The sequence below is a fragment of the Spirosoma horti genome (genome assembly GCF_054776595.1).
The window spans coordinates 894,501-909,333 of record NZ_BAAHBQ010000001.1; the positions used below are offsets into that span (position 1 = coordinate 894,501).

The 14,833-nt window shown below is 51.4% G+C and carries 12 protein-coding genes; 8 read left to right on the top strand and 4 right to left on the bottom strand.

Annotated features, from left to right (window positions below):
• Positions 1 to 51: 51 nt before the first annotated feature.
• Together pth and ACYVAM_RS03740 are read right to left on the bottom strand one after the other, a co-directional pair.
• Entirely contained in the window at positions 52 to 612 is a 561-nt protein-coding gene (gene pth, locus ACYVAM_RS03735) for an aminoacyl-tRNA hydrolase (RefSeq protein ID WP_461064035.1), read from the bottom strand.
• Positions 613 to 618: 6 nt separating this feature from the next.
• Positions 619 to 2,478: a T9SS type B sorting domain-containing protein gene (locus ACYVAM_RS03740; RefSeq protein WP_461064037.1), complete on the bottom strand. Its 1,860-nt coding sequence runs from the start codon at positions 2,476 to 2,478 to the stop codon at positions 619 to 621.
• A 124-nt stretch (positions 2,479 to 2,602) separates the two neighbouring features.
• Here ACYVAM_RS03740 and pyrR point away from each other — a divergent pair, with 124 nt between their 5' ends.
• From pyrR to fdhD, 3 genes are all read left to right on the top strand, one after another.
• Entirely contained in the window at positions 2,603 to 3,142 is a 540-nt protein-coding gene (gene pyrR / locus ACYVAM_RS03745; RefSeq protein WP_461064039.1) for a bifunctional pyr operon transcriptional regulator/uracil phosphoribosyltransferase PyrR, read from the top strand.
• Positions 3,143 to 3,383: 241 nt separating this feature from the next.
• Positions 3,384 to 5,921: a DUF5686 and carboxypeptidase-like regulatory domain-containing protein gene (locus ACYVAM_RS03750; RefSeq protein WP_461064041.1), complete on the top strand. Its 2,538-nt coding sequence runs from the start codon at positions 3,384 to 3,386 to the stop codon at positions 5,919 to 5,921.
• 75 nt (positions 5,922 to 5,996) lie between these two features.
• On the top strand, positions 5,997 to 6,845 hold the full coding sequence (fdhD, locus tag ACYVAM_RS03755; protein ID WP_461064043.1) for a formate dehydrogenase accessory sulfurtransferase FdhD: 849 nt from the start codon (positions 5,997 to 5,999) through the stop codon (positions 6,843 to 6,845).
• Between the two features lie 72 nt (positions 6,846 to 6,917).
• Here fdhD and ACYVAM_RS03760 read toward each other — a convergent pair whose 3' ends face one another.
• Positions 6,918 to 8,504: a T9SS type A sorting domain-containing protein gene (locus tag ACYVAM_RS03760; RefSeq protein ID WP_461064045.1), complete on the bottom strand. Its 1,587-nt coding sequence runs from the start codon at positions 8,502 to 8,504 to the stop codon at positions 6,918 to 6,920.
• Between the two features lie 207 nt (positions 8,505 to 8,711).
• Positions 8,712 to 8,834: a hypothetical protein gene (locus ACYVAM_RS03765; RefSeq protein WP_461064047.1), complete on the bottom strand. Its 123-nt coding sequence runs from the start codon at positions 8,832 to 8,834 to the stop codon at positions 8,712 to 8,714.
• A gap of 257 nt (positions 8,835 to 9,091) precedes the next feature.
• On the opposite strand from ACYVAM_RS03765, the gene ACYVAM_RS03770 reads away from it, so the two are divergent.
• From ACYVAM_RS03770 to ACYVAM_RS03790, 5 genes are all read left to right on the top strand, one after another.
• Positions 9,092 to 10,252 carry a glycoside hydrolase family 43 protein gene (locus tag ACYVAM_RS03770; RefSeq protein ID WP_461064049.1) on the top strand — a complete coding sequence of 387 codons (1,161 nt, stop codon included), beginning with the start codon at positions 9,092 to 9,094 and terminating at the stop codon, positions 10,250 to 10,252.
• 159 nt (positions 10,253 to 10,411) lie between these two features.
• Positions 10,412 to 12,628, top strand: coding sequence for a bifunctional alpha,alpha-trehalose-phosphate synthase (UDP-forming)/trehalose-phosphatase (locus ACYVAM_RS03775; RefSeq protein WP_461064051.1), 2,217 nt, complete (start codon positions 10,412 to 10,414; stop codon positions 12,626 to 12,628).
• A 38-nt stretch (positions 12,629 to 12,666) separates the two neighbouring features.
• The gene (locus tag ACYVAM_RS03780) at positions 12,667 to 13,086 is read left to right on the top strand and encodes a response regulator (protein WP_461064053.1); all 420 of its coding nucleotides are present in this window, start codon (positions 12,667 to 12,669) and stop codon (positions 13,084 to 13,086) included.
• Positions 13,087 to 13,248: 162 nt separating this feature from the next.
• Positions 13,249 to 13,662 carry a hypothetical protein gene (locus tag ACYVAM_RS03785; RefSeq protein ID WP_461064055.1) on the top strand — a complete coding sequence of 138 codons (414 nt, stop codon included), beginning with the start codon at positions 13,249 to 13,251 and terminating at the stop codon, positions 13,660 to 13,662.
• 307 nt (positions 13,663 to 13,969) lie between these two features.
• Positions 13,970 to 14,818, top strand: a complete 849-nt coding sequence (locus ACYVAM_RS03790; protein WP_461064057.1) for an FRG domain-containing protein — start codon at positions 13,970 to 13,972, stop codon at positions 14,816 to 14,818.
• The last annotated feature ends 15 nt before the right edge of the window (positions 14,819 to 14,833 follow it).

The window sequence follows — 14,833 nt, forward strand, 5'->3', positions numbered from 1 at the left end:
CTATGCGTTTATACTATTCAGGAAAAATGCAATTTTCTTTAAATAGTTATATCATTGGTTGTAATTATTCATGGCCATTTGTATTCCCATAGTACAAAAAGCGAGTGCAGCGCTGCCTGCCCGGTCCAAATAGTCGGGCAACTGAATCAATTCATCCTCCGGAAACTCCCCCAACACAAAATCGACCTGCCGTCCTTTCGAGAAATTATTACCAATCCCTACCCGAAGTCGCGCATATTCCTGCGTGCCCAGCAACTCGTCAATACTGCGCAGGCCATTGTGACCGCCCGGCGATCCTTTAGGCTTCAGGCGCAGTTTGCCAAACGGCAAATCTTTGTCGTCCGTGATAATCAGCACATTGTCGACCGGAATATTTTCCTGTTTCATGTAGTACAGCACGGCCTTTCCACTGAGGTTCATAAATGTAGTGGGTTTGACAAAGAACAATTGCTTGCCTTTGTGCTGCCACTTGGCCGTATAGGCCAGCCGGGTCATCGTGAACGTAAACCCGTGCTGAGCCGCTAACCGATCAAGCACCATAAAACCAGCGTTGTGCCGGGTAAGCGCGTACTCTGGGCCAATATTGCCCAAACCAACAATCAGAAATTTCATAAACAATCAGTATAAAAGGGCTACCGACTGGCGGTACGTCATGGGTGTTCCATCCGGAAACTGGCAATCGAGCCGGTACGCATACATACCCGCTGGCACTGCCTGACCATTGAGTTGACCATCCCAGAGCGGTTCTCCACTGGAGAGTGCAAAATTAGCACGATTATACAGGACTGTACCCCAGCGATCATAAACAATGAAGGTGGTGACGGTAAGGGATGGAAACGAAAAATAAACGGTCAGGGCGTCGTTCATCGAATCGTGGTTAGGCGAGAAGGCCGTTGGCAGATGGAGAACAGGGGCGCAGTTGAGCGAAACCTGGACGGATCGGCTGGCCATACAATCCTTATCGTCCTTCGCTGTCAGCGTGTACAGGCCTGCCTTTAGCCCGGTAAAATCGCTGCTTTTCTGAAACGGCTGTCCGTCGATGGAAAACAGCAGATTTGCCGTTGTTGCGTTCGGTGCTATATGGATAGCCCCATTCTGCTCATCACAGGTTGAGGCTGTGGTTTGAATAGCTCCGAATTGAGGGACCGTGCTGGCAGCCACGGTTACAGCCTGCCTAATGGTACAACCCGCACTGTCTTTAGCCAAAAGGGAATAACTGCCCGCTGGCACCTTTATAAATAAAGAATTCGCCTGAAACGGACGGTTGTCAAGGCTGTAGTATATAGGTTTTCGACCACCCGACGTTGTCACAGCCACCTGCCCATTGGCCTGTCCACACGTAGTAGGTACGCTGGTCAGGCTATTTACCTCTATGGGTGTGGCCGTAGGCACTGTAACGGCTTTATCCACTTCACATCCATTTGCATCGCGCACCCGCAGTGTATAGGCTCCCCCGGCTAGTTTCGAAAAGACCGGGCTGGGCTGAAACGTAACCCCGCCGTCAAGAGAATACATTAACGGTCCGTTGCCACTCACGGCTACAATGCTTACAGCGCCGGTGGCGCTGGCACAGCCAGGGGGTGTCGTTTGTACATTCCTGATGGTAATGGCCGTATCAGCCGCAGCCGTAATGATGCCCGTATGAGCGGCCTGACAACCATCGGTATCTCGGGCAACAACAGTGTAAGAGCCCGGAGAAAGGTTCGCAAACAGGGGGCTCCCCTGAAAAGCACCCGCGTTTAGGCTATACTGCCAGTTGGTTGCATTGGAAGCAATTACCTGAATGGACCCGTTGTTTTTAGCACAGCCTGCATTGGTAATCGCAACGGTAAAAATGGGTTCAGTGATGGTAACGGTAACCGGCACCGCCGGACTTTCAGATTGATTCAGTGTTTGCGTAACGTAAAACGTCGTTGTCTCATTAAGCCTTGGTGTGTATGTGTTGCCCGTTGCCAGCAGGTTAGTTTTAGCCTCGGATGAATACCACCGGATATTTTTGCCCGTAACGGTCAGGTGTGCGGGTGTACTTTTACAAAAGGTTGTCCCACTTTTCAGCGCGATTCGGTATAACTCGACTCGACCGTTCGGAGCAGTCGAACAGTATATATTAGTACTAATATTTTCAAACGTACCGATCAGGCTTTCGTCTACCGGATTATACGTCATTGTTCCCCGCCAGTAACAACTACCCGCTAAACTACCATCCTGACTAGACTCCGTAAACGTCACCGTCGATCCGTTCAGTTGCCCCGATACAGCGGCCTGCCTGCCGAATGGACCGGCCAGGGTAGCCGTCTGCGTAGTGCCATTCAGCGTACTACCCGTTTGGGTCAGCGTCATGGTGTAATCATACAGAAGCTTTCCCGTGGTCGATGAATACGTGGCTCCCAGCCAAAGGCCAGCTACGTTCTGGGCGTTGCCATGGGTGAAACTCAGAAAAAGAAGTAAGACTAGACCAGTACACGTGCGAACCCCCATACTTGATGGATTTTATATGCTTCCATCAAAGCTACAAAGAAACAGTTGCGGGCCGAACTATTGTCTTTGCATGATTTTATGAGTTTTAACCCGTATCTGAACGACTTACGACTATTTTTACTCCATGAATCAACAACGCCTAATTTTATCCAGTCCGTTGCTGGAAATTGTTGTGAGCCGACTCGCCCAACAACTCATTGAAAATTACCAGAATTTCGACGACACGGTCATTCTTGGCTTACAGCCGCGGGGCATCTATTTTGCGGAACGTGTGGCCCGTGAACTGAACCGGGCGCTGGGGCATGATGTGCCTCTTGGCTATCTTGACGCGACCTTTTATCGGGACGATTTCCGGCGACGCGATACGCCCCTGCGGCCCAACACAACGCATGTTCCATTCATCATCGAAAACAAGCGCGTCATTCTGGTGGATGATGTACTGGCTACGGGTCGGATGGTGCGGGCCGCCCTCGATGCCATGACCGCCTTCGGGCGTCCTCGAAAAGTGGAACTGCTCGTGCTGATCGATCGGCGCTATAACCGTGATCTGCCCATTAAACCAGATTATACCGGCAAACGTGTTAATACGCTGGAGTCCCAGCAAGTACTGGTGGAATGGACTGAGCAGGGAGCCGAAGCGGATCGAATCTGGTTAGTTGGCTAACAGGCCCAATCAGTCGATAAAAAATTGATTTAGTAAAAATTACTTACTCCTGACGAATAAAAAATAAACGGCTAACTCCATACTGTTCATAGAGTAGTTTTAACAACTCATCGTTTTTTAATGTCGATTCATCTGATGTAACCCCTGATAACTACCTGTATTTGGTTATCTTCGCCATGCGAATTAGAACGACAAGACGACAGAACGCTTGAAGACACAGTTACCTCCTCTAGTAATCTTTTTGTGGTTAGTACTTAGCGTAGCCGTAACCGCTACTCAGGCGCAAACCGTCTATACAGTTACCGGGCTGGTTACGGATGCCCACACGGGTGACCCAATACCGTTTGCCAGTGTATCGCTGGTGGGGCGACGCACTGGGACGCTAACGGACGAAAAAGGCCGTTATACGCTCGTAGCCAAAATACTGACAGATTCGATAGCCGTTAGCTCAATGGGCTATAAAGTGAACCGTCGGGCTATCGACCCGGAGCGGACAAGCCAGGCGGTTGACATCAAGCTGGAATCGGGGGGCAATTCCTTACAGGAAGTCACGGTTAAAGCCGGTGAAAACCCAGCCTGGCGCGTGCTACGGCAGCTTCGCAAAAACCGCTCGATCAACGACCGAAAACGGCTCTCCGCCTATGAATACGACAGCTACGTAAAAACGGAAATCGCTCTCAGTCACGTTTCGGATCGCATGCGCAAGAATCCGCTCATCAAACGGATCAACGAAGCCATGAGTAAGCACGACTCGATCATTGACAAAGATGGGCATCGCGTACTGCCGCTATTAGCCTCCGAATCGGTATCGCGCTATTATTTTAAAGCCAACCCCCAACACAAACGGGAGGACATTCTGAAAACACGCATTAAAGGTGTCGCCGTTGACGACGCTGGTCTAAGCTCGCAGTTATTAGGGGGAACCAATCTTGTCAACCAGAATTTTTACGATAACTATATTCCCATTTTGGGAAAGGATTTTGCCTCGCCCATCGGCGATAACTGGAAAAACTGGTATGAATTCTTTCTGGCCGATACAACCCAGATCGGCGACCACATTTGCTACGAAATCCAGTTCGACCCCAAACGCCCCGAAGACCTCGCTTTTGTGGGGAAAGCCTGGATCGACACCACTTCGTTTGCCCTGTGCCAGATTGAAACCCGCATTGGATCCGGTGCCAATCTGAACTACGTACGTGAAATCACCATCGAACAGGAACTGGAAACGACGACCGATTCGGCGGGTTCATCGGTTACGGCGGGCTGGTTACCCGTCAGCATTCACCTCAAAGCCGATCTGACCGGCGTTGGGAAGCAATCGCTGGGGCTGCGGGCACAGGTTACGCTGCGGAACAGTAATATTATTGTGAATCATCCGCACCCGGCGGCCTTCTATGAACAACCAATTGAGCCGAGCGATACGGTTTCAACCAATAATGAAGCCTATTGGCATACTGTCCAGAGTACATTGGCTGGCGCGGATTCGCTCAATAAAGAGGATCAGAAAACCCGTCAGGTCATCGAAAAATTACGTGCTGTTCCGGCCGTAAAAATGGCCGAAGCGGTGGGGCAAGTGGCCGTAACGGGGTTTTATAAAGTGGGCGGGTTCGACATTGGCCCCTACCCCTATCTATTTGCCGTAAACAGTGTAGAAGGCCTGCGAACACGAATCGGGTTCCGGACCAACGAGCAATTCAGTCGCAACTGGGTGCTTCGGGGTTACGTTGCTTATGGGACACTGGACAAGGAATTTAAGTATGGGGGCGAGATAAATTACCTGTTTTCACGCCAGCACTGGACCATTCTGGGTGTTCGGGTAGCCAATGACCTTGAACGACTCGGCCTGACCCCCGAGTTGATCGGCGGCAACCGGATCTTTTACGCCCTGAGCCGGTTTGGCCGCTTCCGCGGTGGATACCAAAGCTATCAGAAAGAAGTTTTCTTTAAAACGGAGCCCGTCAGAGGTATCTTGCTAACGGCCACCCTGGGTAGCCGAACCTTTGACCCACTCTTTCCTTTTCACTACCGAACCGAACCGGAACTGGGCGATCAGTCGGCGCTGCGGTCCGATATTTTTGATGCCTACTGGTCCATTGAAGCACGGCTGGCTCGCAAGGAAAAATACCTGATGGATGGCAACGACCGAATCACACTAGGTACCAAACGGGCGCCTGTCCTGACCATCCGGTATACGCATGGGTCCAAATCGTTGGGGGGCGAATACAATTATGACCGGCTGACCCTACGCGCTCAGCAATCCTTACGACTGGGGGCCCTTGGCCGGATGACCTATCTGCTTTCGGCTGGCTACACGCCCTCTACATTACCCGCGCCCCTGCTGTTCCCGCACATTGGCAACCCGACTCCGCTGTTGACAACCAACACCTTCAACCGAATGCAGTTTTACGAATTTGTCAGCGACCGTTTTGTGGCTGTTCATATTCAGCACCGATTTGAAGGGCTGCTGTTTAACCGGATTCCAGGTATTCGGAAACTGAACTGGAGGCTGGTCGCTAACATCGACGCATTATGGGGATCGCAAACCAAAGCCAACCAGGATGTGGAGTCATTCAAGCCCCTGCCGGGCGGCACAAGGCCTGTTTACTTCGGCACCCTGGATGGCCAAAAGCCCTACATGGAAGTAGGCTACGGCATCGACAACATCTTCAAAATAATTCGGCTTCAGGCTATTCACCGGTTGAATTACCTGGACGACGGCCCCAACGGTATTCCACTCAATTCATTTGCCCTGAAAGCGTCGGCCTCGTTTAGTTTTTAATCCCGCCCGCAATCATTTAACGGTGTATTGAGTTACTATAAAACACGGATTTTCTGGTAACTCAATACACTGTTCATGTCGCTCGTTGCGCCCGTTATCGTTCATAAAATTTCTGGAGAAAGCCTCACCGAGGCTCCCGACTTGCTGGCGGTGGAAGAGCCTTTGGAGATCCGGCTGGGTTTCGGACCGGTAACCGACCGGCAGCAACGACCCGTATCGGTGACCATGCGCACGCCCGGCCACGATGAAGAGCTGGCTATGGGCTTTTTGTTTACCGAGGGGATTATTCACAAACCGACCGACATCGTGTCGTGCCGGCACTGCGTGCAGGATGCCCATAAAGAAGGTAACGTACTCCGGGTTGAACTCCATCCCGACGTTGTGGTGGACTGGTCGCGGCTGGAACGAAATACCTTTACCTCATCGAGTTGTGGGCTCTGCGGCAAAGCCACTATAGACGCCGTGATGGCGCTCACCCCTGGCCCGATCGTTGGCGACTTCTCAGTTGATCCGGCCATACTGCACGCCCTGCCCGAGCGAGTTCGCCAGGTACAACGGGCCTTTGCGCATACGGGCGGTATCCATGCCTCGGCGCTGTTCGACGCAACGGGTAAGTTGCTGATCGTCCGGGAAGATATTGGTCGCCATAATGCGCTTGACAAACTCATTGGGGCTGCTTTCTGGCAGAACTGGCTTCCGCTGAGTGGGTTCGGCATTTTTTTGAGTGGCCGAATTGGCGTCGAACTTGTTCAGAAAAGCTGGCTGGCGGGTGTCCCGATGCTGGCCGCTGTCGGTGCTCCATCGAGTCTGGCGGTTCAAATGGCGAAGGAAGCACAAATGACCCTGGCCGGTTTTGTCCGCGATAGCCGTTTCAATCTCTACAGCGAACCAGCGCGGATTTTGAGTCAGCTTGCTCAGGAGTGAGCCATTCCGGTGTACTTTTGTAGAGGTTTGGTTAGCCTAAATTCTTACCAGCATCTGAAACCGCCACCACCTTTATAGCTTCACAATCCGTTTTATGATCTGACGATTGCCAACCCGAATCCGCAGGAAGTAATTTCCGTGTGGGTAGTTCTCCAAGTTTAAGACAGTCGTATCGCCTTGTATTACATATTTCTGTAGAGGCCTCCCCGTTAACTCCACCAATTCCAGAACGGCAGGTTGTTGAGGTGACACACCACCAACCTTCACGTACAGTCGAGAGGTCACTGGATTAGGGGATACCTCACTGTGCGCTTCCAACAAAGCATCCTCTACGGCTACTAATGGATTGATGCGGACGCTAATACCTACACGCTCACTTTCGCAGGACCCCACTTTTTGGGCGACATAATAGGTAAATGTACCACTCTGGCTGGTAGACGGCTGGGGGGCCGTAGGAGAGCCGATGCCGCCGGTTGCGTTGGTGCCATACCAAACTAAAGAGGCTGAACTATCAGTCGTTGAAGCGGTCAGGAAAGTCGATTGCTGACCCTGATAGTAGTCGATCAAACCAGTAGTAGTAGTTGGTTTAGTTGGTGTGGGATTGACGACTACGGTCAAGTAGGTAAAGGTCAGGTAGTTTTGGTTTGCACAACCTTTGCGGGAATCAATGGGAACTAAGTTCAGGATATAACCCGTAAGACCCGGTGTGCGGGTGTCGGGAGTAGGCGCAAGTAAGGACAATGGGATAACGGATTGAAACCCTCCCACCCCGTAAGCAACCTGGAAGTTTTCGGATGGCGGCTGGTGTCCGTTGACATTGAGAGGATACGCCTGTTCGCCCTGGCAATAGGTTACCCGGCCGAAAGTGGGAGAACCGGGTAAAGGGTTAAGCGGCTTAGGACCACCACCCGCTTTCCAGACTATTCGTAATTTGCTGGCGACCGGTTCACTTTCACAGCCATCAATGTACTGAGTTATGTAGTACGTGTGTTCATAAACGGGATACACATAGGTCGGTGACGTTAAGCTGGCCTTGTTAAGCTGAAAGTAGCCTCGCTGCTTATCGTGTACATATTCACCATTTTGTTGTTGGGTTTCATACGGAAATTCGGCGTAATCGCTAAAGCGGTTCCATTGGTCATTGTAGTACAAGCGGGGGGTAGCGCCTGCTGCTACCTTAAAATTTAAGTACGAGTAAAGCCCAGACATGGATGATTGGTTGGTTGACATACAATCCCAGGTTAGCGAATCCACCAGGGGTGGGGGCGGCTTGGCCTCGTTTCCTTTAATAAATAATCGGGTCGAGCTGGGGGTTCCTACAACATCGGGATTGGTGGTTCTTATTCGAACCGAATAAAAGCGACCCGGAATTACATCGGCGGGAACAGTAGCCGTTATGGGTATACCGTACGTATCATAAGTGCCTTTCGTGGGAATATCTTTATAATCTCCCCCATCCGAGACCTGTACCGTAAAAATGGTATTAGTCGAATAGCCTACGTCTACAGGGCTAGACGAAAATGGAACGATGAATGAAGAACCTGGACAGGTGACACTAATACTTAATGGCTGGGTGATTAGCGTGGACTGCCCTCTGGCAAACGGACTCAAAAGAATTAACACATAAACGAGCCCCAGTAAAGAAATTCGACGGTTCATGATAGATAAAGGCTTAATTCCGTCCTTTTATAGCGCATGTGTCGATAAGGTAAGTCTAAATGGAGAAACTGTTTTAACTTTTTAAAAGCATACTTGATAGGCACTTCTTCATGTAGCTCGTTGTATAAGTGCTATGACTGTTACAAAAGTGAATTTAAATCGCCCTGATGGCCTTCTCAGCAGCCACGGTGCTAAACTAAAGTAGACCTACTTTTTCAAGTACTTGAGCAGGGCCAGAATACCCAGGATACCCAACGTCAGGCCCACCACATAGGAAAGAATGGTGAGAATAATGAATACCACTTGCAGGTACTGAAACGACTGATTCATAGCTAATGTCCGGTTGTGTAATCAATGTGGCTGAGGCAGAAATATACAATAGGCCAAACTCAGGGAGCAAAGTGCCTGTTTTCGAGTAAACCGAGTCAAAGCACAGCCTTTGGTCAGCTAAACGAGTTTTACAGAAAGCTACGACCAATTGGCAACCTTAGTACGTTTATAAAGAGAGTTTCCTGATCAACGCTTTCTCAAGAGTTCTACTAAAACCAATTTACCTACTTTTGTTACTCAACGCTTCGATTGCTCTCATGAAACCATTCGTGCCATTTCTATTCCTTTTCGCAGCCCTGGGTTGCTACGCTGTCAAAGCACAATCCACGCAGCGCCCGGCCAGTAATAACGTTACCTTTTCTAATCCCCTACCCGTTCAGTTCGGTGACCCATTCGTGCTGTTTACCCAGGGCAAGTATTATATGTACGGCACAGGAGGAGCCGATAAGGGCTTTGCCGCTTACTCGTCCACGGACATGGTCAACTGGAAAAAAGAAGGACAGGTCTACTTTCACGACAACAAAAATGGCTGGAGCGATCCCAAAGCCAGTTGGGACGGTGCTTACTGGGCACCCGAAGTGTATGAAGTGAAGGGAAAATATTACCTGTTCTACAGTGCCCAGTGGAACGTGAACCCAACGCATGAAAAGGAAAACTTCCGCATTGGGGTGGCCGTTGCCGACAAACCCACGGGCCCCTTTGTTGACCTGACTAACCGGCCCGTCTTTGATCCGGGCTACCCGATTATCGATGCCAATGTATTTTTTGACACCAATGGCAAAGCCTATTTGTACTACTCGCGTTGCTGTTACAAGCATCCGGTCAAGAGCGACGTTTCCGAATGGGCGCGCAAAAAAGGCTGGTACAACGAGATTGAAGAAAGCTGGGTATATGGCGTCGAGCTGAAGTCTGATTTTTCCGGCGTCATCGGCCAGCCGGTTTTACTGTTGCGCCCCCCCGTTAAGCTCAGCGATAAACAAGCGCAATGGGAAAGCCTTTCCGTTACGGCGCATGAAGCGAACCGCCGTTGGACGGAGGGTTCGGTTATGTTCAAGAAAGACAACGTGTATTACATAATGTATTCGGCCAATCATTTTGGCGGTCAGCATTATGCCATTGGTTACGCTACTTCCTCGTCGCCGTTGGGTCCATTCAAAAAATCGGCCGACAACCCGATCCTGGCCAAAAACATCGATAAAGGCGGAGTCGTGACGGGCACCGGGCACAACAGCATCGCTTACTCGCCGGATGGCAAAGAGATGTTCTGCGTTTACCATGGCCGGACCGCCAAAACGGGCGACGATCGTGTCGTGTTTATTGATCGCATGCAGGTAAAAAACGGTAAAATAACCATTTTGGGTCCAACGACTACCCCGCAAAAGCTTCCGTCGGGCGCAGCAACGTCGGGCGGTGAGTAGCGATTAATAAAGCGCATACGCTCCCTACAGGACCATTACCTTTCTTTGTGAGGTAGTCTGGGCGATTGTTCTGATTCCTTTTGTCTTAGTAAAGCCTTTCAGTGGCGACAGCGGTTAATCAACGTAACCAGTGCCCTGAAATGCCTGATTCAAGACAATATGAAGAACAATCGCCTTGTCATTATCTCGTATCGGTTGCCCTTTTCGATCAAAACTAAAAATAGAACAACCACGGTTACGCCGTCAGCCGGGGGGCTGGTAACGGCCATTAAATCGCTGGAATTGGGAACGTCTCCGCAGAAACCACTCTGGATTGGATGCGCTGATTTTACCCAGCGGATATGGGAGAATCACAAACACGAGGTCAATGACGATTTCGAGTACGTCCCCGTGTTTCTGGACAAAGCCACCAACAAAGGCTTTTACAATGGCTTCTCGAACTCGGTACTTTGGCCGCTGTTCCACTATTTTCCGTCTTACGTAGACTATCACGATGAGACATTCAGGGCCTATCAGGCTGCCAATCAGACCGTTTGCGAGAAAGTGGTTGAATTACTACAGCCCGACGATATGGTCTGGGTACACGATTACCACTTTTTAGCGTTGCCCCAGCTAATTCGCGAACGGGTTCCGGAGGCAACCATCGGCTTTTTCCTGCATATCCCGTTTCCGTCCAATGAATTATTGCGGCTTTTGACCAGGCGATGCCGAACGTATTTACTGAAAGGTCTTCTGGGCGCTGACCTGATCGGTTTTCATACCAACGATTACTTGGTCCATTTTCTGGAATCCGTACAGCTTAACCTCGGCCTGTCGCACAGCCTGGCGAAAATTCCACATCAGGACCGGTTTGTACAGGGGCAGGCCTTTCCGATTGGCATTAACTACGATCTATACCATGACGCCTTCGACCAGCCCGATGTAGTCACCGAACGCGACGAATTGAAAGCGAGCTATTCAGGCAAGATCATTTTTTCGGTAGACCGCCTGGATTATACCAAGGGAGTGATGCAGCGTCTGGACGCCCTGGAGGCCTTTCTGGAAGCACATCCCGACTGGAAAGGGAATCTGGTGTTTATTCTGGTCGTGATTCCATCACGGGATGAGATTCAGACCTACGGCGAACGGAAGCAAATGATCGAACAGGCCGTTGGGCGCATCAACGGGAAATTCGCCACCCTGACCTGGGTGCCCATCGTGTATCGGTATGCCTCACTCCGTTTTTCGCAGTTACTGGCCCTTTACACCGCCTGCGATGTCGCCATGATCACGCCCTTGCGAGACGGGATGAACCTGGTAGCGAAAGAGTTTATCGCATCGCGTCAGGACGAGCAGGGCGTCCTGCTGCTCAGCGAACTGACGGGCGCAGCCAATGAGCTGGGAGAATCCCTGCTGGTGAACCCGCTGGATGAATACGAAGTAGCGGAACAAATGCTGGTGGCGCTCACCATGCCGCCCGACGAACAGCAGCGTCGGATGAGGGTCATGCAGCAACGCATTCGGGAGTACGACGTTAAGCAGTGGGCAAATGACTTTTTCGATAGGTTACTCGCCACACGCCAAGGCAAGCGGTTAGGCCATAGCCGCAGCCTGCGGGGGGCTGGTAAGCACAAATTGCTGGAGGCTTATGAAAAAGCCCAGTCGCGGTTACTCTTGCTGGATTATGACGGTACACTTACTGAATTCACCGACAAACCCGAGCAGGCCACACCGTCGGCAGCCCTCCTCAATTTGCTGAACGAGTTGGCAGCCCTTCCCAACAACAAGGTCGTAGTGATAAGCGGTCGGGATCATGACACCCTCGACCGCTGGCTGGATGGACTGCCCATTGACCTTGTGGCCGAACACGGCACCTACCTCCGCCAGGAAGGCGTCTGGCGCAGTTCGGTACTGGATGATGATGCCTGGAAAGAGACAGTGCGGCCCTTCATGGCTGATTTCTGTAGCCGTTGCGCCGGTTCATTCGTCGAGGAAAAAAGCCACTCGCTGGTGTGGCACTACCGGAATGTAGGCGAAGAAATTGGCTTCGACCGATCACGGGAAATGATTACCACGCTCGACGTGCTCCTGCCCTATCAACTTCGCGTCATCGACGGCAATAAAGTCGTGGAAGTTAAAAATGCGGACACCGACAAGGGCCGAATGGCCAGACAGCTGGCCTTGGCTTACCCCTATGAATTTGTTCTTGCCGTTGGCGATGACCGCACCGACGAAGACCTGTTTTCGGTCCTGTCGGGCCCGGAGCACCACACGATCAAGGTTGGCCAAGGTGCCACTTCAGCCCTGTACCGGATCGAATCGGTGCCGCAGGTGCTGGCACTGCTGCGGGAGTTCGTCAATCATCACCAACTGACAAAGGCAGCTGAACTGCCCTGATTTCAACCCGTAATTCGTATAAGGCATAGCAACCCTTTATGAAAACGCACACACAATCCGTTAACTGTCCTCCAGTTATATTTATTGCCGATGACGACCAGCTCGACGACCAATATCTGTACCGACAGGCATTTGGCGAAGCTTGTCCGATGGCCGTTCTCTATTTTTTTACGCAGAAAGCGCAACTACTCGATGCGCTGCGCGGGAATGTTTACCCGGAACCATCCCTGTTGATCATGGATTGGCACATGGCCCTTCGGAAAGGCTATGCCGCCCTGACCGTATTGGCCCAGACACCCGCCTGGCAAACCATTCCGGTGGTCATTATGGCCACTAACCAGAGGCCCGTGGATGAAGCCAAATGCCAGCAACTTGGCTACGAATTAGTTCTTCCCAAAGAAGCGCAGTACGACAAACTGGTAAAGCAACTCTCGGGCCTGATGCATGCCCTTGTCTGATTGGTCCGCTGCCTCATCTATAGAAGAAAACAGCTCTCGACGAGTGATCGAATCAGTAGAACCGTTTCCTCACTCATTACGCATCACCAAAGCTTTTCACCTTACTGATCGGTTGAGGTGGATGAGTATCTAGAAACATAGACTCATAAACCAATTCAACGTATGAAAACAGTAATCATGACGGTTGCCCTGCTGACAGCAGTAGCCGTGGGCACACAAGCCCAGTCATCCACGAACACCAAAAGTGGAAGTTCATCTTCCCAAGGCTCTACCGGCTCAGGCACCCAGTCGGGCAGTGGCTCCGGTAGCCGGTCAGGCACCTCCGGCTCGGGCCGCAGCGGCTCAACGGTTGGTTCAGGCTCGGGCAGCTCCTCGAGCGGCTCAGGAAGCGTTGGCAGCCAGGCGAGCGGAAGCACATCAGGCCAGGGTTCAATGGGTAGCAAATCGGGTGCTAAGCAGAAAAACAGCAAAGCCAGTGGCGGCACCACGGGCAGCGGTTCAGGAAGTAGTGGATCGGGCGGCAGCGGCACGTCCGGCACGTCCGGCTCGTCGGGTAGCGGAGGTGGCCGTCCTTAAGTAGTACAGGCTTCTTTTATCCGATTTTTACACGAACGAGTGAGCCTACCAACGCTCACTCGTTCGTGTAAGTCATTTAGTAAATCAGGATTTCTAAAACTTACTCCGACGGTTGTGCAGACACGATGGACGTGCTGTCAGCCGGGTCGCTGACCGTCTGCGGTTGCCGTGCTTAAAACTGACACGGGAGGTTCCTAAAAACCTCGTCCAGTTGACCGCCTATCCAATAGGTTTCTTGAAACTGACAGCACGGTAACTCAAACAGCCCTCGGCGCCTGATCACACCCTATATTTAACAGACAGCCCTATGCGTGAGGAGCGGGTTACCACCTGGAGCCAGTTAATGGATTGCCTGTATGAAGACGCCTGGTCGCCGACCATCCAGCGTTTTCGGCCACCTTTTGCCTTTCGGGGAATGGCCGATGCGAGTTATACGCTCAACACATCGTTGATGCGGTTGGGGGACGATTATGCCCATAACGAGCGGCATTTACTCCGAAACTTCAAAAAGTACGCGCTTCGTAACCTAGCAGAGCACGACTCGTTCTGGTACTGGCTTTCCGTAGCGCAGCACCACGGCTTACCCACCCGGTTGCTGGACTGGACATTTTCGCCCTATGTTGCTCTGCATTTTGTGACAGCCTCCCTGGAGTTATACGACCGGGATGGGGTCATCTGGTGCCTCGATTACAAGAAAGTACATCAGCAATTACCTGATTCGCTAAGCCAGTTGCTCAAAGAGGAAGGAGCCGATATTTTTACGATCGACATGTTGAGTCACCTTCAGTCACTGGATGCGTTCGATAAACTGGCCGATGATCGTTTTGTATTGCTTTTCGAGCCGCCCTCGATTGATGACCGCATTATCAATCAATACGCTTTGTTTTCGGTCGTATCCAGCCCTTGCATGTCGCTGAGTGAGTGGCTCGAACAACGGCCGGACATGTATCGAAAATTAATTATCGACTACTCCCTGAAGTGGGAAATACGCGATAAGCTGGATCAGGCCAATGTTAATGAGCGCGTACTTTTTCCCGGTTTAGACGGCCTGAGCCGGTGGTTGCGCCGACAATATGTGCAGCCCGCAGCCTACCACGTGGCCCACCGTTACGAGGCCTCGTCGGACGAACTACTCTCGTTCCACCAGCATGAATAAACCTCCCCTCTTTTA

Excerpts from the sequence above, each read along its gene's own strand:
- ACYVAM_RS03775 (WP_461064051.1), top strand. The coding sequence starts at position 10,412 with ATGAAGAACAATCGCCTTGTCATTATCTCGTATCGGTTGCCCTTTTCG.
- ACYVAM_RS03790 (WP_461064057.1), top strand. The coding sequence starts at position 13,970 with ATGCGTGAGGAGCGGGTTACCACCTGGAGCCAGTTAATGGATTGCCTG.
- ACYVAM_RS03780 (WP_461064053.1), top strand. The coding sequence starts at position 12,667 with ATGAAAACGCACACACAATCCGTTAACTGTCCTCCAGTTATATTTATT.
- pth (WP_461064035.1), bottom strand. The coding sequence starts at position 612 with ATGAAATTTCTGATTGTTGGTTTGGGCAATATTGGCCCAGAGTACGCG.
- pyrR (WP_461064039.1), top strand. The coding sequence starts at position 2,603 with ATGAATCAACAACGCCTAATTTTATCCAGTCCGTTGCTGGAAATTGTT.
- ACYVAM_RS03785 (WP_461064055.1), top strand. The coding sequence starts at position 13,249 with ATGAAAACAGTAATCATGACGGTTGCCCTGCTGACAGCAGTAGCCGTG.
- ACYVAM_RS03740 (WP_461064037.1), bottom strand. The coding sequence starts at position 2,478 with ATGGGGGTTCGCACGTGTACTGGTCTAGTCTTACTTCTTTTTCTGAGT.
- fdhD (WP_461064043.1), top strand. The coding sequence starts at position 5,997 with ATGTCGCTCGTTGCGCCCGTTATCGTTCATAAAATTTCTGGAGAAAGC.
- ACYVAM_RS03765 (WP_461064047.1), bottom strand. The coding sequence starts at position 8,834 with ATGAATCAGTCGTTTCAGTACCTGCAAGTGGTATTCATTATTCTCACC.
- ACYVAM_RS03770 (WP_461064049.1), top strand. The coding sequence starts at position 9,092 with ATGAAACCATTCGTGCCATTTCTATTCCTTTTCGCAGCCCTGGGTTGC.
- ACYVAM_RS03760 (WP_461064045.1), bottom strand. The coding sequence starts at position 8,504 with ATGAACCGTCGAATTTCTTTACTGGGGCTCGTTTATGTGTTAATTCTT.